At 39.3% G+C, this 26498-nt stretch carries 17 protein-coding genes; all 17 read left to right on the forward strand.

From position 1 onward, the window contains the following. The first annotated feature begins 242 nt into the window (after nucleotides 1–242). The gene (gene murA / locus RCP16_RS21555) at nucleotides 243–1613 is read left to right on the forward strand and encodes a UDP-N-acetylglucosamine 1-carboxyvinyltransferase (protein WP_137222968.1); all 1371 of its coding nucleotides are present in this window, start codon (nucleotides 243–245) and stop codon (nucleotides 1611–1613) included. Nucleotides 1614–1985: 372 nt separating this feature from the next. Beyond that, nucleotides 1986–3011 carry a rod shape-determining protein gene (locus RCP16_RS21560; protein WP_308641298.1) on the forward strand — a complete coding sequence of 342 codons (1026 nt, stop codon included), beginning with the start codon at nucleotides 1986–1988 and terminating at the stop codon, nucleotides 3009–3011. Nucleotides 3012–3082: 71 nt separating this feature from the next. After that, nucleotides 3083–3964: a flagellar hook-basal body protein gene (locus tag RCP16_RS21565; protein WP_069328666.1), complete on the forward strand. Its 882-nt coding sequence runs from the start codon at nucleotides 3083–3085 to the stop codon at nucleotides 3962–3964. Nucleotides 3965–4000: 36 nt separating this feature from the next. Continuing rightward, entirely contained in the window at nucleotides 4001–4825 is an 825-nt protein-coding gene (locus tag RCP16_RS21570) for a flagellar hook-basal body protein (protein WP_069328665.1), read from the forward strand. Next, nucleotides 4818–5117 carry a DNA-directed RNA polymerase subunit beta gene (locus RCP16_RS21575; protein ID WP_083243576.1) on the forward strand — a complete coding sequence of 100 codons (300 nt, stop codon included), beginning with the start codon at nucleotides 4818–4820 and terminating at the stop codon, nucleotides 5115–5117. The genes RCP16_RS21570 and RCP16_RS21575 overlap by 8 nt, the downstream gene beginning before the upstream one ends. A 219-nt stretch (nucleotides 5118–5336) precedes the next feature. Then, nucleotides 5337–5774: a 3-hydroxyacyl-ACP dehydratase FabZ gene (fabZ, locus tag RCP16_RS21580; protein WP_069328692.1), complete on the forward strand. Its 438-nt coding sequence runs from the start codon at nucleotides 5337–5339 to the stop codon at nucleotides 5772–5774. Between the two features lie 61 nt (nucleotides 5775–5835). Further along, nucleotides 5836–7551, forward strand: a complete 1716-nt coding sequence (locus tag RCP16_RS21585; protein ID WP_308642527.1) for a phospho-sugar mutase — start codon at nucleotides 5836–5838, stop codon at nucleotides 7549–7551. Nucleotides 7552–7745: 194 nt separating this feature from the next. Continuing rightward, nucleotides 7746–9773, forward strand: a complete 2028-nt coding sequence (locus tag RCP16_RS21590) for a DUF5693 family protein (protein ID WP_308641299.1) — start codon at nucleotides 7746–7748, stop codon at nucleotides 9771–9773. Then, nucleotides 9746–10897 carry a polysaccharide pyruvyl transferase CsaB gene (gene csaB, locus RCP16_RS21595; RefSeq protein ID WP_308641300.1) on the forward strand — a complete coding sequence of 384 codons (1152 nt, stop codon included), beginning with the start codon at nucleotides 9746–9748 and terminating at the stop codon, nucleotides 10895–10897. The genes RCP16_RS21590 and csaB overlap by 28 nt, the downstream gene beginning before the upstream one ends. 6 nt (nucleotides 10898–10903) lie before the next feature. Beyond that, nucleotides 10904–11662: a WecB/TagA/CpsF family glycosyltransferase gene (locus RCP16_RS21600; RefSeq protein WP_069328662.1), complete on the forward strand. Its 759-nt coding sequence runs from the start codon at nucleotides 10904–10906 to the stop codon at nucleotides 11660–11662. A gap of 113 nt (nucleotides 11663–11775) precedes the next feature. Continuing rightward, nucleotides 11776–12903 carry an MraY family glycosyltransferase gene (locus RCP16_RS21605; RefSeq protein ID WP_069328661.1) on the forward strand — a complete coding sequence of 376 codons (1128 nt, stop codon included), beginning with the start codon at nucleotides 11776–11778 and terminating at the stop codon, nucleotides 12901–12903. A gap of 233 nt (nucleotides 12904–13136) precedes the next feature. Continuing rightward, entirely contained in the window at nucleotides 13137–17156 is a 4020-nt protein-coding gene (locus RCP16_RS21610) for an S-layer homology domain-containing protein (RefSeq protein WP_308641301.1), read from the forward strand. A gap of 510 nt (nucleotides 17157–17666) precedes the next feature. Continuing rightward, nucleotides 17667–20012 (forward strand): copper amine oxidase N-terminal domain-containing protein, encoded by a 2346-nt coding sequence (locus tag RCP16_RS21615; protein ID WP_308641302.1) that lies wholly within the window; start codon nucleotides 17667–17669, stop codon nucleotides 20010–20012. A 119-nt stretch (nucleotides 20013–20131) separates the two neighbouring features. Further along, nucleotides 20132–20704, forward strand: a complete 573-nt coding sequence (locus RCP16_RS21620) for a hypothetical protein (RefSeq protein WP_308641303.1) — start codon at nucleotides 20132–20134, stop codon at nucleotides 20702–20704. A 334-nt stretch (nucleotides 20705–21038) separates the two neighbouring features. After that, nucleotides 21039–22241, forward strand: coding sequence for a methionine adenosyltransferase (gene metK / locus RCP16_RS21625; protein WP_069328657.1), 1203 nt, complete (start codon nucleotides 21039–21041; stop codon nucleotides 22239–22241). Nucleotides 22242–22600: 359 nt separating this feature from the next. Then, nucleotides 22601–25282, forward strand: a complete 2682-nt coding sequence (locus RCP16_RS21630; protein WP_308641304.1) for a stalk domain-containing protein — start codon at nucleotides 22601–22603, stop codon at nucleotides 25280–25282. Nucleotides 25283–25343: 61 nt separating this feature from the next. Continuing rightward, nucleotides 25344–26495: a sensor histidine kinase gene (locus RCP16_RS21635; protein WP_069328655.1), complete on the forward strand. Its 1152-nt coding sequence runs from the start codon at nucleotides 25344–25346 to the stop codon at nucleotides 26493–26495. Nucleotides 26496–26498 lie beyond the last annotated feature (3 nt).

Consider the following 26498-nt stretch of genomic DNA (forward strand, 5'->3'; position numbering starts at 1 on the left):
AACAGTGTGGTTATAAGTGTGTTAGACTATTTATTTGAAAACCAACGGTTGTATGATTCTCACCTACTACATTAAAAACTAAAATTTATGCAATAGGGTATTGTACAATCACACGAATCTAAGAAGATGAATGAGATGAGATAACAGACATCACTAGCGTCTGTATGCAACTATGTTCAGCTGGATTGGATTCGTCATTGTGTAATGCCGGATAAGCAAAATGACGCGCGGAGGGAACCCTAATGAGCAAATTTATCGTCCGCGGTGGCAAGCGATTAACAGGAAGTGTTAAAGTTAGCGGAGCTAAGAATTCTGTTCTTCCAATTATTGCTGCCTCACTACTTGGAGAAAATGGTGTAAGTACTATTCATGACGCACCTTCTCTTGACGATGTAATGACGATTAGTAAGGTATTAGAATCGCTAGGAGCGGTTGTTACATACCAAGACGAGACGATTCAGGTCAACGCAGAAGAATTAACTTCTTGTGAAGCACCGTACGAATGGGTAAGCAAAATGCGTGCCTCTTTCTTGGTTATGGGTCCATTGTTGACTCGCTTAGGTAAAACACGTATTTCTTTACCTGGTGGTTGTGCAATAGGCACACGACCAATTGATCAGCATCTTAAAGGCTTTGAAGCTATGGGTGCAGAGATTAATTTGGGGCAAGGCTACATCGAAGCAAAATGTGATGGTAGACTTCGCGGAGCGAAGATTTATCTTGACGTAGCTAGCGTAGGCGCTACAGAGAACATTATGATGGCTGCTACTCTTGCAGAAGGTACTACAACGATTGAGAATGCAGCTAAAGAACCTGAAATTGTAGATTTAGCTAACTACCTTAACAGTATGGGTGCTAAAGTTCGCGGAGCAGGTACAGGCGTGATTCGCATTGAAGGTGTAGAATCTCTTAACGGTACAGAACACACAGTTATACCTGATCGTATCGAAGCTGGTACATATATGGTTGCCGCTGCTATCACAGGTGGTAACGTGTACGTGGAAGGTGCTATTGCTGATCATTTGGGTCCTGTTATTTCTAAAATGGAAGAGATGGGTATTACAATCATTCCAGATGAGAACGGAGTACAGGTTATCGCTGATAAACCACTTCGTGCTGTCGATCTAAAAACATTACCTTATCCTGGTTTCCCTACAGATATGCAAGCGCAAATGATGGCTTTAATGCTTGCTTCTGAAGGAACAAGTATTATCAGTGAAACGGTATTTGAAAATCGCTTTATGCATGTCGATGAATTCAACCTGATGAACGCGGGGATTCGTATTGAAGGTAGAACATCGATCGTAACAGGTGGAGCAAGTCTTGTTGGTGCGAAAGTATGCTCAACTGATTTGCGCGCAGGAGCTGCATTGATTTGTGCAGGTTTGATCTCTGAAGGAACAACTGAAGTAAGCGGAACACATCATATCGATCGTGGATATGTACATTTGGCTGAAAAGTTGTCTGGATTGGGAGCAGATATTTGGCGCTTGGAAGAAGCAGAACCTTCTCAAGAACCAACACCTGCGGTAGAAGAACAAATGGCTGCTTTTTCTGACAAAACAGAAAAAGTAAACACAGCTGCTTTGAATGTTCAACCTACACTCGCATAAAACAGTATATGAATTTAATGTATCTATAGGCGAACATTAGATCGCTTTTGATATCGTAATTCACGTATATTGAAGAGTCAGACTGATTATAGTCTGGCTCTTTTGTTATATATGACATTTTCTTTTCCAAAAATGACGAACAATGGCGTTGAATACCCTTGGTAATTATGCTAATTTTAATAAGTCAGCCTTTTGCATTCATTTCATAGTGGGCACATATACATATTTTTCGCTGAACTGATCGTTGCCGGAGAACGTTTATTCGTTAACATTTCAAACATAACCAGTGAATAGGCTCTCAGATGATGTAAAAGCATAAAATAACGGACGGTGCTTTGTTACCGGAAATACGAACTTTTGGAGGCTCTTGATATGTTCAGCAAGGATATTGGAATTGATTTAGGTACAGCAAATGTTTTGATTCATGTAAAAGGAAAAGGTGTCGTTTTGGACGAGCCTTCGGTAGTCGCTATAGAAACAACAACTAAGCGTGTACTTGCTGTAGGTGAAGAAGCAAGACGTATGATCGGCCGTGCACCTGAAAATATTGTCGTTATCCGTCCACTTCGTGATGGAGTGATCGCTGATTTTGAAGTGACAGAAACGATGCTCAAACATTTTATTAATAAAGTAGGCGCTCGTAGCTGGTATAGTCATCCTCGTATTCTGATCTGTGCACCTACCAATATTACTTCAGTAGAGCAAAAATCGATTCGTGAAGCAGCAGAGCGTAGTGGTGCCAAAGAAGTATTTTTGGAAGCAGAGCCTAAAGCCGCCGCTATTGGAGCAGGTATGAATATTTTCGAACCAAGTGGTAATATGGTTATTGATATCGGTGGAGGTACAACAGATATCGCTGTATTGTCAATGGGGGATATCGTAACTTCATCATCACTGAAAGTCGCTGGAGACAAATTCGATGAATCTGTCATGAGACATATCAAAAATAAATATAAATTGCTGATCGGTGAACGTACAGCAGAAGATATCAAAATTAATATTGCAACAGTACGTCCGGGTGGCTTACAAAGAGAAATGGATATTCGCGGTCGCGATATCGTTAGTGGATTACCTAAAACAATTACGATCTCGTCGGGTGAAGTACAAGAAGCATTATCCGATACGATTTTGTCGATTGTAGCAGCAGCTAAAACGGTTCTTGAACAGACTCCTCCAGAATTATCAGCAGATATTATTGACCGTGGTGTTATTTTGACAGGCGGCGGAGCAATGTTGGACGGATTAGAAGAATTATTATCTCAAGAATTGCATGTTCCCGTACTGGTTGCAGAAGATCCAATGCACTGTGTTGTTAAAGGAACAGGAATTATGTTAAATAATTTGGACAAAGTCTCTAAAAAAAGTTCTAGTCTAACCGATATAAGTAGTAGAATGTAATGATGAGACGGAAACTTGGATATAAACAATCAGAATTACCCCTATATTGAACACGAAAGGAGTGTCCGGTAATGCTAAGAGGTCTATATACGGCTGCTTCAGGTATGATTACTCAGCAACGTCGCCATGATACCGTGACGCAAAATATAGCAAACGTAAATACCCCTGGATACAAGCAAGTAGAGAGTATTGAACGTTCTTTTCCAGAAATGTTGATCTCGTTAAATAATGGAGATCAAGGATCAAGCAACCGAAATATCGGTCGTTTGAATACCGGTGTACTGGCAGAAGAAAGTATCTCTATGAATGTACAAGGTGATATGCGTCAGACGAATTCAGCGGATGACTTTGCTTTGGTGTCAGAGATTAATCTGGCAGACCCGGCTACTCAGCAGAACATTCCTTTCGATGCTTCAGGTAAATATGTAGCAGAAGATGGTACAGTAACGTATCGTCCACAAGCTTTTTTTACAGCAACCAGTAAGACCGGAGAAACAGGCTATACTCGTGACGGTAATTTTCAATTGAATGCAGCAGGACAATTATTAACATCAACCGGTAACCAAGTATTAGGGGCAACCGGTAATCCGATTACACTTCGTGGTTCGATTGATGATTATAATTTTGATTCAAGAGGAAATATTACAACCAAGATCAATGGTGCGACAGTTGGACGCTTAGGCATTTCTGTTGTGAATCTACCGGGTCAGATGACTCGTGCAGGTGATGGATTGTTCCGTGTAACAGATCCAGCTACAGCAGGTGTAAGACAATTACAAGCAGGCGACAATGTAGAAGTTCGCCAAGGGTACTTGGAAGGTTCTACAGTAGATGCAGCCGCTTCAATGGTTGATTTGACAGCAGCCCTTCGTGCATATGAAGCGAATCAGAAGATCGTACAATTTTACGATAAAAGCTTAGACAAAACAGTCAATGACGTAGGTCGTGTATAATATAGCAGTATAGATGGTTAGCAAAGGAGGAGAATAATGAATAATTCGATGATCAGTGCAATGGTAGCAATGAGCGGTATCCAGCAAAAACTGGGTATGGTTTCTGATAACATTGCGAATGCCGATACAGTAGGGTACAAAGGAAAACAAGCTACATTTGAAGATGTATTTACTGCGGTTAAACAACAACCAGGTGCAGCATCTGCTCTACCAGGTCGCGTAACAGGAGCAGGATACAATCTAGGATTCGGTGCTCGTATGGGTGATGTAACGATGAATACTGCTCAAGGGGAAATGCAGACGACTAATAATCCTACTGATTTGGCTATTCAAGGTGATGGTATGTTTGCAGTGAGTGCAGATGGGAAGCAAGGTTGGACACGTGAAGGATCTTTCCACTTTGTACCTTCAGCCACAGACCCGACCAAAGCATTTATGGCAACCGATCAAGGCTATTTGTTAATGGGGAAAAATGCTAGAGGGGTATCTGCTCCTTTGGAAGTTCCAGCCAAAACCAGTATCCAGATCGATGACAAAGGTGTTGTTCGTTCTACGGATGGTGCAGGCAAAATTACAGTACTGCCACAATCGGTTCAAGTTGATCGTATAATTCATCCAGAAGGGCTTACGCAAATGGATGGAAACTTATTCATGTTACCTACCGGAGCGAACTTAAATGATGTTGTAGGCACGATGTCTGCAACGACTCAGATTCGTCAAGGCTTTTTGGAAGGGTCTAATGTCGATTTGAGTGCAGAAATGTCTGAATTGATTACAGTACAACGTGCATATCAGCTGGCAGCACGTACATTGTCTTCTAGTGATAACATGATGAGCATTACCAATAGTATTCGTGGCTAGTAGACGTGCAGCCGTACAAGAAGCGGCTAAAGCTCAAGGTAAAGCAACTCCTAATAAAAAAATTGTGAGAAAGCCTGCACCTGAGAGAAAACAGCCGGAGAAGAAGCCAGCTACTCCATCTGCTTCGGCTGGTGTCAAAACATTACGTGTCATATTAGTGATTGTTGGATTTGTTGTTGCTTTAATGGCAGGCTTAATGGTAGGTTATGCTATTTTGGGTAAACAAAATATATCGGATGTATTATATCCAGAAACATGGGCGCATATTTTTCAACTTGTTTTTGCACCATGACTTTTAAAGGCTCCTGCATATGCAGGAGTTTTATTTTTGTTGTCGAAACCGTTATAATGATGGGGACTGCTTAAAATAACTAAAAATTGCTTACATATTATATGGGACAATGCAGGTGAACGATTCGGATTCACATTGTTATGCATGCAATCTGAAGATGCGATAATGGGTGAAAGAAAAAGTGAACCTATACTGTTGAAAATGAGAGGGGTTTTGGTTGTGTTAGATGTACAACAAATTCAGGAGATTATACCGCATCGTCCTCCCTTTTTACTGGTAGATCGCATACTGGAATTGGAAGTTGGTAAACGTGCTGTAGGTATTAAAAATGTAACGATCAATGAACCATTTTTTGTAGGGCATTTTCCAGGTTATCCTGTGATGCCTGGCGTATTGATTGTTGAAGCATTGGCACAGGTAGGCGCAGTAGCTATTTTGCAAATGGAAGCAAATCGTAACAAACTAGCGATGTTTGCAGGAATTGATGGTGTTCGTTTCCGTGGACAAGTAGTACCTGGTGATACGCTTCAATTGGAAGTGGATATTACACGTATGAAAGCATCGATCGGTAAAGGACATGCTAGAGCAACCGTGGATGGTAAAGTTGTTGCTGAGGGTGAAATTATGTTCGCGCTGACAGAGCCGAATAAAGAGTAATCGACTGAATATGAAATGATTTGATGATTGATAACTTATAGATGGAGAAGGGATGGATATGATGACAACACTTAGTGAACAAGCTCAACGTAATTTAGATCAATGGTTAAATGACGAATCGATTGATGCAGCAACCAAAGAGGAATTGCAAGGACTCCAAGGACAAGATAAAGAACTGGAAGATCGCTTTTACCGTGATCTAGAATTCGGTACAGGTGGACTGCGTGGAGTGATTGGTGCAGGTAGTAACCGTATGAACTCTTACACTGTAGGTAGAGCTACTCAAGGTTTAGCAGAGTATATTGTATCTGCTCATACTGGAGAAGGTAAGCCATCTGTTGTAATCGCTCATGATTCCCGTCACTTTTCACCTGAATTTTCATTAGAAGCAGCTTTGGTACTTGCTGGAAATGGAATTGTAGCGAAATTGTTCCCTTCGCTTCGCTCTACACCGGAATTGTCTTTTGCTGTTCGTAACCTCAAAGCTACGGGTGGTATTGTGATTACAGCAAGCCATAATCCGCCTGAATATAATGGATATAAAGTATATAACAACAGCGGTGGCCAATTGGTTCCTCATGAAGCCGAGCAGGTGATTAGCAATATCCGTGAAGTCTCTTCTTTTGCAGCAATCAAGCGTATTAGTCGTGAAGAAGCGGAACAACAAGGATTGTTGGTATGGTTAGGCAAAGAAGAAGATGAAGACTTTATCCAAGCAGTCACAGCTATTAGTGTGAATCGTGAGTTGTTACAAGGTGAAGCAGGCAAAGCATTGAACATTGTCTATACGCCTTTACATGGAGCAGGTAATCTTCCTGTACGTGCAGGACTAGAGCGTCTTGGGTTTACTAACGTCTCAATCGTATCTGAGCAAGAAGCACCTGATGGTAACTTTACAACAGTGAAGTCGCCTAACCCTGAAGAACGTGAAGCTTTTACACTAGCTATTAAGCTAGGTGAAGAAGTAGACGCAGATATTTTAATCGGTACAGATCCGGATAGTGACCGTATGGGTGCTGTCGTTAAAGATCCAGCTGGTAAATATTTTGTTCTAACTGGTAATCAGTCGGGTGCGATTATGATTCATTATTATTTGAGTCAGCTTCAAGAGCAAGGCAAACTTCCTTCTAACGGCGCAGTAATCAAAACGATTGTAACGAGTGAAATGGGAGCAGCTATCGCTGAACATTATGGAGCAACCGTATTTAACACATTGACAGGGTTTAAATATATCGGTGAAAAAATGAATCAATTTGAACAAAGTGGCGAGCATACCTATTTGTTCGGTTACGAAGAAAGTTATGGTTATTTAGCAGGTAACTATGCACGTGATAAAGATGCAGTAGTTGCAGCACTATTAATCAGTGAAGCTGCTGCTTATTACAAACAACAAGGCAAAACGTTATATGATGTATTGCAAGAGTTGTATGAGCAATTTGGCCACTTCCAAGAAAGTTTGGAATCTCGTACGCTTAAAGGAAAAGATGGCGTTGCACAGATTCAAAGCATTATGGAATCATGGCGCACGGATAGCCCTGCTGAAATCGCTGGTGTTAAAGTGAGTGAAGCATTGGATTATTCCAAAGGGTTAGATGGCCTTCCTAAAGAAAACGTATTGAAATTCTTATTGGAAGATGGATCATGGTTCTGCTTACGTCCTTCTGGAACAGAGCCCAAAATTAAAGTATACTTTGCGGTTCGTGGTGATTCAGGCGCAGATGCAACAGCTCGCATTCAACAATTAACAGCTGCTGTCATGCAACGTGTAGACGGATAAACAAAAATATTTTGTTGAAATGGCGTTTTGTCATCAATTTTTAGTAGGATAGACACACCAGGCAGTATATAATAGATCAGATGAATGAAGGGTTCCGCTGTGAGGCTTAGTCTTAACAGCGGAACCATTCGTTATGTTCTTCTTTGGGCGACTCCCCAAAAGCGACATAACGAACTTACTAAGGAGGTACTTGAGTGGTTCAGAAATGGCAGCATTGGAATAATTCTTCTGTGAAATGGTTATGGATATTAGTGATTATTGGTTTGGTGGCATCATTGCCGATTGCTTTTGATCGTACCAAAACCGAATCAACGTCCAAAAATGTAGAGTTTGTTTTTAATTATCGTAATCTGATCGATATTGCATCGTATCAGCCTCATCCCCAGGATTATATCAAGCAACAGCTTCAATTGCTGAAGGATGCAGGCATAGGTTCTGTCGCTGTATACCAAAGTAATTTAAGTGAATTGCAAAAATCGCAACGTCTAAATGTGTATAATTCTGTGGATGTGGCTAATCTTCAAAATCAGGTTATTCCGCAAAATGAAAATTTTACATATGTCCAGTTTACAAGTGAAGAAAATGCACAATTACTAGAGCCTGTTCTTCAGCGTGTATACAATTCATTGGGCATCCCTGTTGTACCTTGGAGCTTCAAAGGATTACCGGGTGTGGTTATTCAGACTTCTGCGGATGAAGCTGGACTGAAGCCACTTGATCCAGATCCAATCACTATGCGGATGCTTCACAACATGGGCTTCCAAATCGTACCCCGTTTAAATGATTCATTACCATATGATCAAAATCGTATGAATGGATTGTTAAGTCAATTTGCTGAATATGGTGTTAAAACAATTCTTTTCGATGGTGAATCAGTTACAGGTTTCACTGACGATATCGAGAAGAAAAGTATTGCTAACTTTGCTACATTGTTGAATCAACATGGAATTGGTATAGCAGCTATTGAAAACTTGAAAAAACCACAAACCGGGTTTAGCAAATTAGCGTACCTGATGGATTATAATGTGGTTCGATTGTATTCATTGAGCGAATCCGATTCTAAGCTAGATCCTTATACAGTAGCTGATCGTTTTGCTTTAGCAGCCAAAGATCGCAATATTCGGATGATGTATATCAACTTGGCGGTATCTCGTGACACGACTAAAGCTCAAATGACTAACTCGATTGATAATGTCATCAAGAGTCTACAAACCGAAGGGCATGCGATTCAAAATATCGAAAGTCACGGTTTCAAAATTGGACCTGCTTCCGCTATGGATGTAAGTCATTCTGCTTTCAATAAATATTTCAAATTAATTGTACTGATTGGTGCGATTGCGTATATTGCTTTGCTGGTTTCTTATTTTGTACGTCGCTTCACTTTGATCGTATTTGTACTTGGACTTGTTGGAAGTGCAGGAATGATCTTAATTCATCAAGCGCTTATTTTAGAACAAGGTATCGCTTTATTAGCGGCTATTAGTGCACCGACGATCGCGATGATCTATGCTGTACGCAAAGTAGATCGTTTATACGAAACAAGACATCAATTATCTGTAAGTCAGCGTGTGATTCAAGCCGTTATCTTGTTTATTCGTACATCGCTGTGGTCATTAACAGGAGCATTATTTATTATCGGACTTCTAAACGATATTACGTATCAACTGGTCATCAACCAATTCCGTGGTGTAAGTTTATTACACTTTGCGCCTATCGCTTTAATTGCGGTTTATATCGCTTTTTATCGTGGCAAACAAAGTTTTGGTATAGGTGGTATTCGCAAAGTACTAACGACTCCAATTACACTAACTTGGATTATTGTACTGGGTATCGTAGGAATTGTAGGCATGTATTATCTTTCGCGTACCGGTAATGCAGGAACAGTAACACCGCTTGAAATGCATTTCCGTAATGCACTAGAAAGCTTATTAGGTGTTCGTCCACGTAATAAAGAATTCTTAATGGCTCATCCATTATTTATTTTAGGTGTATTTATTGCAGCGAAGTATCGTCATGCGATTTACATTATGATTATTGCTTGTATTGGTCAATTATCGATGGTTGATACATTTGCGCATATTCATTCACCTGTTCATATTTCTCTGATTCGTGGTCTGCTAGGAATGGGACTTGGTTTGATTCTTGGACTGGTTGCTGTGATTGCATGGCAAATCCTTGAAAGGTGTTGGAAAAAATGGCTACCGCTTCTGCGAAAATCGTAATCTCTGGCTACTATGGGTTCCGCAATAGTGGAGACGAAGCCGTATTAAAATCCATTTTGAATTCACTGGAAGATCAGGGTAAACAACAAGGTATTCAAATCGAGCCGATTGTATTGTCAGGTGATCCTGAATGGACTTCCAAAATGTATGGAGTACGCTCTGTAGGTCGGTTGAAGATTCGCGAAATTCGTCAATTGCTTAAAGAAAGTGATGGTCTGATCAGTGGTGGCGGTAGTTTACTTCAAGATTCTACAGGCATCATGACTATTCCTTACTATCTAGGTATTGTTCGTATCGCTCAATGGTTACGTAAGCCTGTGTTTATTTATGCTCAAGGTGTAGGACCTGTACAGAAGAAATTCTTCTTCTCATGGATTAAAAATAGTTTTAAACGAAGTGCTTATGTTTCTGTACGGGATCAGGAATCTGCTTTATTATTAGAAAAAATGGGGCTTTCTCGTTCAAAGATTGAAGTAGTTGCTGATCCTGTTATGGGATTACCGTTACCTACGACACGCAATCCTATCCAAGTTAAGTCTTTAACTCATGTAGGAGAAGCGAATATGGATTCGCTTCCTGTTGTGGGTATATCGGTTCGCTTTTGGGATAAACAGCGTCGTGAATTAGATGGAATAGCGGATGGTTTGCGCTTATTAAGTCAAGAATCACCGATTCATCTTCGCTTTTTACCTTTCCATTTGCCAGAAGATGAGCAAGCTTCTCAGTATGTTATTGATCGTATTGGGGATATCCGTGAGCATGGAAGTATGATAAGTAGCGCAGAACAAGTAACAGATCCACAACAAATGTTAGTGGAAGTTAGCCATTGTCATGCTATTATAGGTATGAGGCTTCACAGTCTTATCTATGCAGCATCTCAATCCGTACCTTTAATTGGCATATCGTATGATCCCAAAATCGATCAATTCTTGAATCGTTTACAAATTCAAGCCACAGGCACTAGTACAAAGGTGGATCCACTTCAATTGGCAAAAGAAACGAAAGTATTGCTAGATGATCAAGAAGGATGGCGTGCCAGCAAAGCTTCTTTTATTGAATTACTCAAACAAGATGCTGCTAGCCCTGCTCGTTTTATTGCTCATTATTATTTAGCACAAAGGTGATATATAATGAAAGAATGGAATACCATACCGACGGTTCCGATTTACGGGTTACAAGTATCCAAAATGAATATGGACGATACCGTTGAATATCTGGAACAAAGTATCAAAAAGGGTAAACCGCAGCAGATTATTACAGCGAATCCAATCATGATTATGACGGCTTTGGAACAACCTGCTTATATGCAAGTGATGAAAAATGCAGAATTACTTGTTCCTGATGGAGCAGGGTTAGTCTGGGCAGCTTCTACTTGTGGTCAACCTGTTGCTGAACGTGTAGCTGGATACGATCTATTACATCGTTTGATGGATAGAGGACAGGCGCTTCATTGGAAAGTATATTTACTAGGTTCAACACCTGAAGTGATTCAGGCGACAGCTACCCGGTTAAAAAGTTTATATCCCCATACTTTAGTTGTGGGTTATCGGGATGGATTTTTTGGCCCAGATCAAGATGCACAAATTATTGCTGAAATTCGTAGCCTTGCACCTGATCTTCTTTTTGTTGCAAGAGGAGCAGATACGCAAGAACCTTGGATTGGTACATACAAGCAAGAATTGGGTGTTCCGATCATTATGGGTGTAGGTGGAAGCTTTGATGTGATCTCTGGCAAAACCAAACGTGCACCAAAATTATTCCAAAAACTGCGTTTGGAGTGGTTTTATCGCTTACTTAAAGAGCCTACACGATACAAAAGAATGCTTGCGCTTCCGAAATTCGCATTAAAAGTGCTAAAGGACAAGGAAAACGTAGTAAAAGTTCATTAAATAGATGAAATTTAGATGAATATCGCCTAAAACGTGCTTAAAAGAAGTTTGGTGTTTAATTTCGAACGGAGTATAATTGGCTCCGTGAGATAAATTGGGGGTCGAAAAGCAAAATGTTAATCATTTTTATTCTCGGATTTGTTCTGGCGCTGGCATTGGCACTGGTTCTAACGCCGCTCGTCAAAAAGTTTGCAATTCGAATCGGAGCCGTAGATGTTCCTAATGCCCGTAAAGTGCATACGAGAATCATGCCAAGGCTTGGCGGACTGGGGATTTATTTAGCATTTACGATTGCTTTTGTTGCTGTCCTTCCGTTTTTGCCATTTGATCTACCTGCACGCGACGCTAATTTTATGAAAGCATTTTTTACAGCGGGTTCAATTATTGTATTGATCGGTGTACTGGATGACCGTTTTGAATTATCAGCTCGTGTTAAATTGTTGGGTCAAATTATTGCTGCATGTACAGTAGTATTCGGATACGGAATCAAAGTGGATTTTGTAAATATTCCTTTTCAAGATTCGTATTCTTCACTTGAAAACTGGATTGCAATCCCACTAACGATCTTCTGGATCGTAGGTGTAACGAACGCGATCAACTTGATTGATGGGTTGGATGGTTTGGCAGCAGGTGTATCTGCTATTGCGATCGGTAGTATTTTCACAATGTCATTGATTATGGGTAACTACCCTGTAGCGCTTTTATGTCTACTTCTTTTGGGAGCTATTGTTGGATTCCTTTACTTTAACTTTCATCCAGCCAAAATTTTTATGGGTGATACGGGATCATTGTTCCTCGGATTCAGTCTTGCGATGTTATCCTTACTTGGATTTAAACAAATCGCAGTTGTTTCTTTTATTACTCCGCTAATCATTATCGGTGTACCATTGTCTGATACCTTCTTCGCGATTATCCGTCGTTGGGTACATAAGAAGCCGATTTTTGCACCAGACAAAGGTCATTTGCATCATTGTCTACGCGAACTCGGATTAAGTCATCGTCAGACAGTATTATTGATTTATGGAATTGCAGCATTTTTCGGTGTTCTAGCTATTATTCAATCATCGGCTGCTATTAATGAAGCCAATTGGGTAACATTCCTAGTGATTTGTGTCATGATGTTTGTCCTTCAAATTGGAGCAGAGCTTATTGGTTTAGTTGGCAAAACAAGACGTCCACTTCTTGGATTGATTGCTCGCTTGCGAATCAAACCTGATCCAACTCGTGGAAGCAAACCTTAAATAATGTATTTTCTTCAAAATTAATAAAATAAATCATTTGTCGTAGATCGTTTGCTAGCAAAGGATCTCGGCGATATTGAAGCCTCTCTTTCTATAGAAAGAGAGGTTTTTTTGTATTGTTTTCTCTGAACTTATTAAAATATACCTGTAGGATGCCGATAAAAAGGGTAGACAGGTTATGCCCGCCATTAGTGAGTTGGAGCAGCGACCGAAATCAAAGGAGGAACATCATTTTGAAGAAAATACTATCGATGCTTATGGCGGTAGTTCTTATTGTAAGTAGTCTACCCCCAGGTTTAGGTGCAAAGTCAGCTAATGCTGCAACCGGAAGCTTTTTTATTTTCCCTAATGAGCAGTATGATATTGGAACACCAAAAATTGCTAATAGTGACAAACTTACGGTAACGGGTAGCTATAGTAATATCAATGCGAACTCGATTAGTTATGATGTAGAACAAATTTCTAAAAATGGTACAGCTGTTACAGTGATTAAATCCAATAAAGGACTAACTGGAAATATTAATGCTAGTACTTCTGGTGGTTCAAGCTTAACAATCTCCGATATTCCTTTATATGCAGGCTTAAACCGTATTACTTTTAAAGCGACACAAGGTGTTGCTTCACAAGTAGCCGAATCTATTTATGTAGAATACCGTGACGGTCCAACCATCTATAATTTGAATGCTACATTGGACAATGATACAGTAGCATTAAAAGAAAATTCTTCTGTTGTGTTAACAGCTGCCAAAGGCGGAATCAATGATGCACAGCAAACAGCAAATATGTCTCTTAGTGGTTCTGCACCGAATGCAGCCAAAGTTACTGTTTTAGTAAATGGTGGTAACAGTAGAACTTCTCTTGTATCAAGTTCTAACAATTATCAATTTACAGTGGCTCCTATAGCATTGAAACTTGGTAAAAATATTTTGACAATTCAAGCGATCAATGGAACACAAGTACTCGAAACAACACGTGAAGTTACATTCTATAATGGACTAACTACGTTCTATGATACGTATGCTCAAAGTGGAAGTTTAACTTCTGCAGATCTTTCGACATTCCCGGATTTCACAGTTTCGGATAATAAATTTGCAGTGACAGGTAAAATCGTTGTTCCTTTGACTAACAACACACGTCCTGCCAATTTTACAGATTATATTTCATACACGTTTAGTGGTACAGCGATACCAAGTACAGTAACTTCAGGTCAATATACAGGTACAGTAACACCAACTGTTATTGAAGATGAAAGTACTTCTGCATATGTAACACTAGCCTATACGATTCCACAAGATAATAGTCGTACGTTTGACTATGATAAAGGAATTAACTTATCTGTTCTTGCTAAAGGCGACTCCAGCAAAGGACTTGGTTTAACTTTACGCAATAGTACAGCAGCATATATTTCTAAAGTAAACTATTTATCTGGATATACAGCTAATACAAGTGATGCTTCTGCTAAAGCGATGATCGGAACAGCATTAGATGGAGCAAATATCTTCTCTTTACCAACAGCTTTAGAAGTATTGGTAGTGAATGGAGATGCTAATACAACGCTTAGCATTAGTAAAATTGTAGACAGTAACGGTAAAGCAGCGACTGCAAGTGATGCGTCTTATACACTAATTGACTCTTCTCCTGTAAGTGGAAGTACTGTACCTACGCAAAGATTGCTCTACAAACTTACCAAACTTCCAATCAGTGGAACACAAACATTAACTTTTAAAGCAACTAAAGGTGGAGCAGATACACCAGAAGTATCAGCGAAAGTAAATGTACTGTTTGGACCGTATGCTAACTTCAATAAAGCATATGATGGTATGGTTATTCAAAATAGTCAGAACGTTGCTGGTTCTGACGTGCGAATCATTACAAATACGTTAGATGATTTTTCTGGTAAATTACAGAATGTAACGAATCAATCAGATATTCGTTATACAGATGATGGCGCAAATAAACAAACTATATTCTTCTATGTGAATAATACAATTATTCCGCTTATTCCTGTAGATAGTAACAATCCCAATGACACTAACTTTAAAATTCCTGCCAGTGCTGTATCTAAAGCATACAATGCACTATTTTCAGGAGAGAATACGGTTAAAATTGTATTCAAAACAAATCAAACCTCTTATGAGAATGCAATTAAAATTAATTTAGTACCTACAGATGTACCTGTTATTCCTGTAGATACTACACTAGGTGTTTTCCCATTCAAATATTCAGGCGGTAGTGATGCTATTCCAACGGCTAAAGATGCTGACTTCACGATGAATGGAACAGCGTACACAACTAAACAAAAACAATTTAATGTGTATGGAACATTTGATTTTGTAGATTTAGGTACTAATAAGTCTAGCGTAGAAAGCGTACTTGCTGGTGATAAGTCGCTTACAAAATCAAACTATATTTTAAAAGTTCAGAAATCTGATGGTACTACTGTCGGAACATGGACATTGGAAGATAAATTTACTTCAACTACCAATGATGCATTTAACGCATCAGGTAAAGACAGTGGAATAAGTGTTTTCTATGATTACAGCAAGCAATCCTTTGCTTTTATCATTAGAAACCAGACAGTTGCAGAAGATGGAAGCCCAATTGTTTATAACTTTACTGTATACAATACAGGAACAGGCGGACCTAGCTCCTCTGCACGTATGGAAATCAGCAAACAAACAGATTCTTATCAAATTGTAAGACCACTAGAAGCAGAAAAATTGACAAACAGTAACTTTGTTGATGTAGTGGTTAACTCTAAAAATGCTACTTCTGTTGTAATTAATAAAGAGACTGCTGTTAAAGCTCCTTTCTTTACAGATCCTAATAGCACAACTAATCCGGAGTATCCAGATGCTTATCTTGTTACGGTTCGAGATTTGAAACCTAACAAAGATACTAAGATTCCGATTATTGTTACAATCAACGGCGAGCAAGTGAAAGCAGATATTACTGTTAAATATGTACCTACGAATATTCCAGGTGCAGAATTTATGCAAGATATGAAAACTTCTGCTAAAGTATTCGAAGGTGATTTGAATTTGAAATTTGCATCTGGAACAAACCTTATCCGTCGTGATATTGGTACAAGTGCTGATGACAAATTGAAAAATGAAGTCTTCTCCGGGCATAGCCTTCTATTTGGAATTGGTAATAGCCAGGATGGAGTTATCGATCGTTATAACTTTGAGTCTATTCCAACCAATATGGATGCTAAATTTAAAGTAGGACAACAAATTTTCGTAAGTCAGTTTAATAATCATTTCGTGAAAAGTAGTCCAGTGTATTGGATTGACCCAGGTCTAGCTGATGATATTACGACAAAAGATTATGATCCTACTAAATTAGGACAGAATCCTTACCAAGCTTCTAACTCTAAAATTCCAAGTTTCTATGAGCGTAATCCGCAAAATGAATTGGTTCCATCGAAACGTGGAACATTGACATTGTCTTATTCTGATAATGTCGCTGAAGACGCTGGTAAAGCTATCACTGTATTCTTCTTTGATCGTTCATTAGGTAACAGTACTGGACAATGGGAGAATCTTGGTGGTGTTGTAAACGCGAAGAGTCATACTGTAACTGTACCGTTTGACCGTTTTGGTTACTATGTGGTTGCCAAACTAAGTTATTCGTATACAGATATTGTTCAACATGATTATGCAAGAGATTATATGGAAGCTTTATTTGCCAAAGGTATTATGAAAGCTATTGATCCAGATACTTCTTTCGGAGCAGATCAATATATTACACGTGGTGAATTTACTCGTGCTATCGTCAAAGCAAAACAAATGCCATTTGATTATCAAGGTACCAAACACTTTATTGATGTAAGTAGTAGCGATAGTAATATTGCAGAAAATGCACTATACGATTATCGTTATATAGAAACAGCTGCGCGTGCAGGCTTTGTACGTGGTACTCAGCCGCAAGTATTTAGTCCTGGAGATAGTATCAGTCGTCAGGATGCAGCAGTAATTATTGCCAAAGCACTCAATCTTAAAATGGATACAGATCAAACGAAAATTGATGCAGGTCTACAAAAAATCTTCAAAGATGCTACATCTGTCGATCGCTATGCTAGAGCAGCGGTATTAGCTGTAGCCAAAAAAGGCTTTATCAATGGTTCTGCTATTGATGGAGATTCTAAAAAAGGCTTCAACTATTCTCCAACTGCAAAAATGTTACGTTCAGATACAGCAGTTATTTTAGCGAAAGTCATGATCAACGATAAAAAACTTCCTAAAATGTAATTTGTTACTAGAGAGGGTTCTTCAAGAGCTCTCTCTTTTTTTATGCAAAAATAATTATGCAAAGAGTGGTTTAAAGAGGTCAAAACGTGTTTAGTACTAATATAGTTATAAAAAAGTATTGTAGACAAAAGTGGCACATCTTCCTAAAGTGTAGTATGATAATTAAGGCTCTGTTTTGCGATATAATATATGTCGCAAAAAAACCAGAAAACTTTTTTTGAAAAACCGCAACTTTTTGAAGAAACCTGCGTCTACATATATGAACCCGATAAAACAAGGCAACATAATTGCTGACAGGTTATTAAATTGAGATTAACTTTTGGAATGTTTAGTCGATCTCAATGTGAAAAAATGTCTTTACGGCATCATTGACGCAATGTATAATAACTTCTGTGCACTGCGGTTTTTCGATTGACAAATATTCCGGTTACGATTTTCTGTGATTTTGTCACAGATATCATCATACAAAAAGGGATTTGCTTTAAACTCGGAGAGGGGGTGTAACGACTGATGAGTGACAAAATCCACAACAAACAAAAAAACAAAAAAAATGTTTATGATATTCAAGGAGGAGAACAAAAGTTTATGAAAAAGTCTACTAAAAAAGTATTAAACGTAGCAGCAAGCGCTGCTATGCTAGCAGGTATCGCTCCAGTAGCAGGTATCGTTGCTCCAACAGCAGCACATGCATCTGGTAGTTTTGATGTTTACAACGTACCAACACTAAGCACTGGTTCTGCAGATTCTATCCAATTGGGACGCGTTAAAGTAAACGTTGATCAATACACTTTGGATGGTACTTCTAAAGAATTAACAGTAACATTGCCACAAGGTTTTGAATTCGCTTCTGACTTTGAAAACACTACTGCTAATACACCTGGAGTAAACGGTTTTCAAGTACTAGGTTCTGACAACGGAACTTCTGTAACTGCTTCTGTTTACAAAATCGGAACAAGCAATAAATCTGCTAAAATCGTATTTAACGGTGCTAACGCTGCAGATGATACTGAATTGTTCTTGAACTTAAATAACATTAAAGCAACTGGTCCTAACACAGGCGATGTTAACTTGGCGTTCTCTGCTTCTACTGCAAGCGGTTTGCCAACTGGTAACGTTAAAGTAGCAACAGTAGTATCTTCTGGTCAAGTAGCTCTTGAAGCTAATGACACACAATCTAGCAGCGACGATTTCAACTTCACTTTGAAAGTAACTGAGTCTGTTGCAGCATCTTTGAAAACTGGTAACGCATTGAAATTCAAATTACCATCTGGTTTTGAATGGAATGCAGTAGGAACTTTCACACCTTTATATGGTGATTTGACTTCTGCAGATTTGACAACTTCTGTTGATGGAGATACTTTGACTATTGCAGCTACTAATACAGCAGCATTGTCTAGTACAGCTTCTTCTTTCAACTTAGATCTTGGATTCTCTGTTGAAGACGAAGATAAAGCTAAAGAAGGCGATATCACTGCATCTGTAAGTGGTAACTCTTCTGCTAATGTTTCTTCATTGGTAGTAGGTTCTTACGGACAATATGGTGGTGGCGTAACTGTAGCTTCTCCATCAACTGTAATTGCTGGTCAAGATGAGCAACAATTGGGTGACATCGTTGTTAAAGAATCCGTTGCAGGATCTTTCATCGCTGGACGTACAGTAACGTTGCAACTTCCTGAGGGTGCTCGTTGGCAGTCTGTATACGAAGACGGTACTGATGCAACAACTACTACTGGTTCTATCGATACTGCTAATGGTTTGGGACAACCAAACATCTCTTATACTGGTACTGATGGCCGTACATTGCGTATGACTTTCCCAACTGGTTCTGTAAACAACTCTAACAACAATGCTGGTTCTATTACATTGAAAGATGTTGAAGTAGCAGTACAACCTGGATTCAGTGGTGACTTGAATGTTGCTGTAGCTGGTAGCCAAGGTTTGACTGGTACAGTTAAAGTAGCAACAGCTACTCCATCTCTAACATTGTCTGCTTCTGATGCAACTTACAGTGCTGCAATCGGTTCTGATAGTGCAAACATCGGTAACTTGACACTTAAAGAAGGCGCAGCAGGCGCATTGACTGATGACGACAACGGTTTGGTAGAAGTTCTTCTTCCAGCTGGCGTAACATTCGGGTCTACTCCTACTGTATCTGTAACTTCTGGTGACTTGACTATCCGTAACGTATCTGTTGATACTTACAACAACAGTGGTACTCAAGGCGTAATGCGTTTCTACGTAGACAGCGAAAGTACTACTGCTAGTACTATTGCTATCAACGGCGTAAACTTGCGTATTGACCGTACTGTACCACAAGGTAACATTGTTGCTAAAGTACAAGGTGATGGCGCTGCTAACACTGCTTACCACGGTTTCGGTGATGTTACTCAAACTTGGAAAGATAGCTACCGTTATGCTGCACAAGGAACTATCGCAACTATCGGAACACAAGCTACAGGTGTTGAGTCTAACGCTGTAACAGCTATCTACACAATCGGAAGCACTGCTTACAAAGTAAACGGGGAAACTCGTACTGCTGAAGTTGCTCCTTATGTAGAAAATGGTCGCACTTACTTGCCAGTTCGTTACGTAGCTGAAGCATTGGGTGTAACTCCTGCAAACATCTTGTTTGACAAAGCAACTTCTATGGTTACTTTGATCAAAGGAGACCGCGTAGTTCAATTGAAACTTAAAACTAACCAATTGACTATCAACGGTTCTACAATCAACATGGATGTTAAAGCAGTAACTAAAGCTAACCGTACTGTATTGCCTATCGCTTGGGTTGGTAAAGCTCTTGACGCTACAGTAATGTACGATGCAGCTGCTAAAACTGTAACTGTAAACAGCAAGTAATATCTTCTGATATGAACACTGTCATATAGAAAGTATAACTACTTTCGCTTAGATACCTCGGAGCGGGCAACTGCTCCGGGGTATTTTTGTTTTATATGTTTATTTAAGGAGGATATAGTATGAAAAAGTATGCAACATGGCTAATGGCTACAGCTACGATTGGTATCGGGATTTGGGTAGGTAGCTCTCTTATCACGACTAGTAATGCTAGTAGTCAACTCGGTTCTGCGGATGATCCGGTAGTCACCAAAAGTTATGTAGATCAACAAATTCAAAAAGCATTGGGTGGAGGTACTAGTGGTTCTGTAGGTAGTACTACTACCAATAGTGGTACTAAAAACAATACACCTACTACACCTGTTTCTCCTCCTGCTACAACTCCAGCGAGTGTAACGCCTTCTCCTGTAGCAACGCCTACATTGACTACAAAAGTTGTAGAAATACGTCCAGGTAAAAAGTTGATAGCAGCAGCTGGGACAGAAGTCATTGTGCGTACCGGTAAAGCTGTAGTATACAGTTCTGATAAAAATGGAATTTTAGATTTGACGGCTGGAAGTGAAATGGGTGGGTCCCAAGCTATTCCTAATAATCATCTGCTTTTATTTCCAAGAGATGGACGCGGGGTGGAAGTGGCTATGACTCAAGGATATAATGCGACTGTTTTAGTGATCGGTGACTACAAAATTCAGTAAGATCATATTTCTATAAGAAAAATCTCAAGCTCAACTAGATAGATATTCTCTATCTGAAATAGAATAAAACAAAATAGTTAAATCTATGTTATGTTCTGAGTCATCCAGCTTATTTACAATTGACTATTAAATCTTTTACGTATAGAAAATATAGATTGTGGTATAATGATTAGCGTTTGACACCTGGTATTAAATACGTTAATATGACTGTTGAGGCTTGTATAGCAACCTTTTCCTTATGGAAAGGGTTCATTTTTTGTGTAGCAACTTTAGATTAATCAAGCTGTCTACACCGTGCTGACACCTTAATATCCATATGGGAGGTTGAAAACTCTTGTCTACTCTTAAGAGACATTTATTTACATCAGAGTCTGTAACAGAAGGACATCCAGATAAAATCTGTGACCAAATTTCTGATGCTGTACTGGATGCTTTTTTAGCTAATGATCCCAATGCTCGTGTAGCTTGTGAAGTAGCAGTGGCTACAGGTTTGGTGTTAGTTATCGGGGAAGTAAGTACCAATTCGGAGTATGTTGATATTCCATCTATCGTAAGAAATACAATCAAGGAAATTGGTTATACACGTGCCAAGTATGGCTTTGATTATAATACATGTGCTGTACTTACTTCATTAAACGAACAATCTGCTGATATCGCTCAAGGTGTTAACTCTGCATTAGAAACACGTGATACAGCTTTAATGGAGAAAGAAACAGAAAATATTGGTGCTGGTGACCAAGGTTTGATGTTCGGTTTTGCTACAAACGAAACACCAGAATTAATGCCTTTACCAATCGCATTGTCTCACCGTATCGCGCGCCGTTTGGCTGAAGTACGTAAAGATGGTACGCTAAATTATTTGCGTCCTGATGGTAAAACTCAAGTAACTGTAGAGTATGAAGATGGTAAGCCTGTTCGTATTGATGCTATCGTGGTATCTACTCAACATGCTGAAGAAACTACATTAGAGCAAATCCAAGCAGATATTCGTGAACACGTTATTCTTCCAGTAGTTCCAGCTGAATTGCTTGATGCAGATACTAAATACTTTATTAACCCAACAGGACGCTTTGTTATTGGTGGACCTCAAGGGGATGCTGGATTAACAGGCCGTAAAATCATCGTAGATACATATGGCGGCTATGCACGTCATGGTGGCGGTGCATTCTCAGGAAAAGATCCAACTAAAGTAGACCGTTCTGCAGCGTATGCAGCTCGTTATGTTGCTAAAAACTTAGTTGCTGCTGGTTTGGCAGATAAATGTGAAATCCAATTGGCTTATGCTATTGGTGTAGCTAATCCTGTATCAATCAGTGTCGATACGTATGGAACTGGTAAAGTAAGCGAAGAAAAAATGGTAGAATTGGTTCGTAACAATTTTGACTTGCGTCCTACTGGTATTATTCGCATGCTTGATCTTCGTCGTCCTTTATATCGTCAAACGGCTGCTTATGGTCACTTTGGTCGTACAGATGTTGAACTTCCTTGGGAACAAGTCGATAAAGCAGAATTATTGAAATCTCAAGCTGGACTATAATACATTGGTTCAACCACTATAGTTAGATAAAAGAAGGTGACTCGATTTTTTTTCGAGAAGCCTTCTTTTTTATGCTCAAAACCAATACCATTATTCGGAACTGGAACTATCATTCTATGTACCTTATATAATGTAGATCAGCTAGCAAGAAGTTAGCATTTCTCATGAGATTACAGAAAAATGATTGGTTTACCGTAACTTTTTGCTTCTATTGTAGTCTATATTCTTATGAGGTGTACTGTGTCGAAGTGGCATCTGTACTTAAACAACGTTATGATAAACAAGGCGAACATTATAAGAACTCTAAACACCAATCAAATGATCGACTGAATTTTCAACGAATAGGAGCGTTTTAACATATGACAGGCAAAACAAAAACAGCACGCAAATGGATGATTTTAACTATTGCAGGCTCGTTATGGATTCAACCCGCATTACAAATTGGTTTTACTCAGGTACCTTGGTTACCCACACACATTGCTAGTGCAGCTGAAACGACTCAATTGAATGAAAGCTACATAACTTCTGGAGCAAAGCTTTTGGAGTATCGTTACAAAACAGCTCGTTCTGGAAAAACGGTTTCTGTTTTGGCGGATGTTGTTAAAGTCGATTTGAAAAACCCATATGTCAATTTAAATGTAATGACCGGTAAAGGAAATCAATTTACAACGAAACAATCGGTTGAAGGTATGGCACAGGAAACAAAGGCAGTTGCTGGTGTTAATGGTGACTACTTTAATACAGCTAGTGAAGGCGTACCGATGGGAGCACAAGCTTCTGAAGGGGTATTGATGTCCAGTCCTTCTGAATTAAAAGGAATGTATGCTTTTGGTGTGACTAAAGATGGAACACCTATGATTGATCAATTTGCGTTTCAAGGTAAAGTTACTGCAGAAGATGGTTCTACGTTTGACCTAGCAGGAATTAACCAAGCTTCTTATATGACAGAACCGAACGGTACATTTAGCCATTCGAATACGATGTATATCTATACAGATGCTTGGAAAGCTATCGAGCGTCCTGCTAACAGTTCAACAACACCTACAGAAGTGCTTGTTCAAGGCGGAGTCATTACACAAATTTCTGTTAATGCTACGATTCAAAAAGTGGTTCCAAAAGGTGCTTATATTTTGCGTACCCATGGTAAAGCAGCTCAATTTGTACAACAACATATGAAAGTTGGACAAAAAGTAACAACAGACTATAGCCTACAAGCTAAATCTACAGGTAAAACGATTGATCCAACTACTTTGCAAATGATGATCGGTGGTCATACGATTCTGGTGGATCAAGGGAAACCAAGTTCCTTCTCTCGTAGTACAACAGCTATTGGTGGAAATCGTGCACGTACAGCTGTCGGTTATTCACAAGATGGGCGATACGCTTATATTGTAACTGTACAAGATAATGATAATAGTGCAGGTATGTCTTTATATGAATTGCAATCATTTATGTCTTCTATCGGTGTATGGAAAGGTATTAACTTAGATGGCGGTGGGTCAACGACTTTAGTTACACGTCCTTTAGGCGAGACACAAGCGGATCTGACGTTCGCAACAGAATATGGCGGTAACACTCAACGCAGTGTCGTAAACGGTCTAGGAGTCTATACAACAGCTCCACAAGGTAAAGTACAAGGCTTTAGTATTAATGGTCCTAAGCAATTATTGATAGGACAAACAGCTAAATATGAAGCTAATGGTTATGATACGTATTATAATCCGATCAGTACTGCTGGAATTAACCCATCCTGGAAAGCAGGAAGTAGCAATATTAAATGGACAGGTAGCGAGTTCAAAGCAACCAAAAATGGAACAGCTAAAATTATTGCTTCAAGCGGTGGCGTAAGTACAAGTATGAATGTCAATGTCGTAGGAGCTGAAGCTATTCAAAGTTTAGCTACAGCAAGTTCTACAGCTACATTGCAAGCAGGCACTACCATTGCCGTACCTGTAACAGCTACATTAAAAGATGGTTCTAACTTAACGATTTCTCCAGAAACATTAAAATGGGAATTTGTTGGATTCAAAGGTAGTGTGAAAGACGGACAATTAAGTATTTCTTCAGTAGATAGTGGTACTACAGTGGGATACGCTATTGCTCGCTATGATGGTTTCAGTACAATGATGGTATTGACTGCTGGCGGCGGAGCAACGAGTACATGGGAAGACTTTGAAAATCCGAATTATAGTGTTAGTTTCTTAGGAAATCCAAGTACAGTTAAAGGAACAGCTCAAGTCACACAAGGAACAGGCGATCATGCGAATTCTAAAGTGTTACAATTAACCTATGATATGACAGCAGGAACAAGTAAAAAATATGCATATGCTCAATTTGGTGGCACAGCAGGTAAAGCACTTACAGCAGGGACAACAGGTGTAACTGTCGATGTATACGGAGATAAGAGTTACAACTGGTTACGTGGTGAAGTAACTGATGCAAGTGGCAAAACCGTCTATATTGATTTTGCGAAAAGTATCAATTGGAGTGGTTGGAAAACACTAAATATTGATCTTTCTGGTTCAGGCATCGCTTATCCGGCTAAATTAAAACGTGTATATGTGGTAAATGTAGCTGAAGGACAAGATGAACGTGCAGCTACAGGAATGATCGCTATGGACAATATTCGTTTAACTGGTGCAGCTCAGGCAGCAACATATACGATGCCAAAAGGTACATTATCAATGACAGTGGGTAAAAAGACTTCAACACTAGATGGCAAAGCACAATCGATTGATGTTTCTCCAATGCTTAAAAATAATGCGACTTATGTGCCAGTTAAATATATAATGGATGCATTTGGTGGACAAGCGACATGGAATCAAAGTAGTCAAAGAGTGACGATTTTACGTGCAGGACAATTACTGGATTTAACTGTAAATAATAAAGCTTATGTAGCTAATGGTAAGCTGAAAAGTTCTACAGTTGCTCCTTTAGTCGTATCAGGAAGGACTTTAGTCCCGTTAAGATTGGTGTCAGAACAGCTTGGATTGACTGTAAAATGGGATCAGAAAACCAAGACGGTAAGCATCCAATCGTGATAAGTTATGATATGATAATACATGCATCATACAATTGACTTACAGAAATGGAGAAGATCGAGTGGAGTTCCACGCTGATGCAATAGATCACGTCATTAAGAATGCAACAAGTGTTATGGAAAATAGCAAATATCAAATCTTCGAGATTTTGGATACTTCGCGGAGTGAATTGCTCTCGTTAAATACAGAACTTGAATTGGTACTTCGTGAAACCACTGAAACGATTGAAAAAGTAGATCAGCTTGAAGTCAGTTATCGTAGTTCTCGGATTCGACTGACTGAAGTCAGCAGAGACTTTGTGCGGTATAATGAAGAAGACATCAAGCAAGCGTATGAACGTGCAACACAACTGCAATTGGATTTGATGATTTATCGTGAGAAAGAAATGTATTTAAAAGCAAGACGGGATGATTTACAAAAACGGGTGAAAAATGTAGAAAGTTCGATTGAGCGAGCTGAAACGATCGGCTCGCAGATGGGGGTTGTGTTAGAATACCTGTCTGGCGAACTTAATCAAGTCACTCGTATTTTGGAATCTGCTAAAAACCGTCAACTCATTGGACTAAAAATCATTCTTGCACAAGAAGAGGAACGTAAGCGAATTTCCCGGGAAATTCACGATGGTCCTGCTCAATTGCTCGCAAATCTAGTTCTTCGGACCGAAATTGTAGAAAGAATGATTACAAAGCAGGAATATAAGATGGTCCAGGACGAAATAGTAGATTTGAAGGGACAAGTGCGCTCTAGTTTAGAAGAAATGAGAAAAGTAATTTTTAATTTAAGACCGATGGCCCTCGACGATTTGGGTCTCATTCCAACTTTAAGGAAATATGTGCAAGATTTTGAGAATAAAACTCGAATCCGCACGATTTTCGAAACAAGAGGCAAGGAATATCGACTCACTTCTGCTATGGAAGCTGCGATTTACCGACTAGTTCAAGAAGCACTCACTAACGCGTCTAAACATGCTTATCCTACTTATGTAACGGTTATCATTACTTTCCAGTCACAAATGGTGAAGTTGATTGTAGAAGATAACGGACGCGGTTTTAAGTTGGATATGATAGAGCAAAAGACCAAAGATCATACTCATTTTGGATTAATTGGTATGCGGGAACGAGTAGAATTGCTTGAAGGAAGAATGGAAATCGAATCTGCCGAAAATCAGGGTACGAAAATCGTAATCCATATTCCGACGAACGTGGAAAAGTGAAAG

This window comes from Paenibacillus nuruki, from assembly GCF_963311185.1.
In the GTDB taxonomy this organism is placed as follows: domain Bacteria; phylum Bacillota; class Bacilli; order Paenibacillales; family Paenibacillaceae; genus Saccharibacillus; species Saccharibacillus nuruki.

What these genes read in the sequence shown, in the direction of transcription:
- RCP16_RS21600 (WP_069328662.1), top strand. Translation starts at nt 10,904, where the DNA reads ATGAAAGAATGGAATACCATACCGACGGTTCCGATTTACGGGTTACAA.
- RCP16_RS21585 (WP_308642527.1), top strand. Translation starts at nt 5,836, where the DNA reads ATGACAACACTTAGTGAACAAGCTCAACGTAATTTAGATCAATGGTTA.
- RCP16_RS21560 (WP_308641298.1), top strand. Translation starts at nt 1,986, where the DNA reads ATGTTCAGCAAGGATATTGGAATTGATTTAGGTACAGCAAATGTTTTG.
- RCP16_RS21615 (WP_308641302.1), top strand. Translation starts at nt 17,667, where the DNA reads ATGAGTGACAAAATCCACAACAAACAAAAAAACAAAAAAAATGTTTAT.
- murA (WP_137222968.1), top strand. Translation starts at nt 243, where the DNA reads ATGAGCAAATTTATCGTCCGCGGTGGCAAGCGATTAACAGGAAGTGTT.
- RCP16_RS21630 (WP_308641304.1), top strand. Translation starts at nt 22,601, where the DNA reads ATGACAGGCAAAACAAAAACAGCACGCAAATGGATGATTTTAACTATT.
- RCP16_RS21565 (WP_069328666.1), top strand. Translation starts at nt 3,083, where the DNA reads ATGCTAAGAGGTCTATATACGGCTGCTTCAGGTATGATTACTCAGCAA.
- RCP16_RS21570 (WP_069328665.1), top strand. Translation starts at nt 4,001, where the DNA reads ATGAATAATTCGATGATCAGTGCAATGGTAGCAATGAGCGGTATCCAG.
- csaB (WP_308641300.1), top strand. Translation starts at nt 9,746, where the DNA reads ATGGCTACCGCTTCTGCGAAAATCGTAATCTCTGGCTACTATGGGTTC.
- RCP16_RS21605 (WP_069328661.1), top strand. Translation starts at nt 11,776, where the DNA reads ATGTTAATCATTTTTATTCTCGGATTTGTTCTGGCGCTGGCATTGGCA.
- RCP16_RS21620 (WP_308641303.1), top strand. Translation starts at nt 20,132, where the DNA reads ATGAAAAAGTATGCAACATGGCTAATGGCTACAGCTACGATTGGTATC.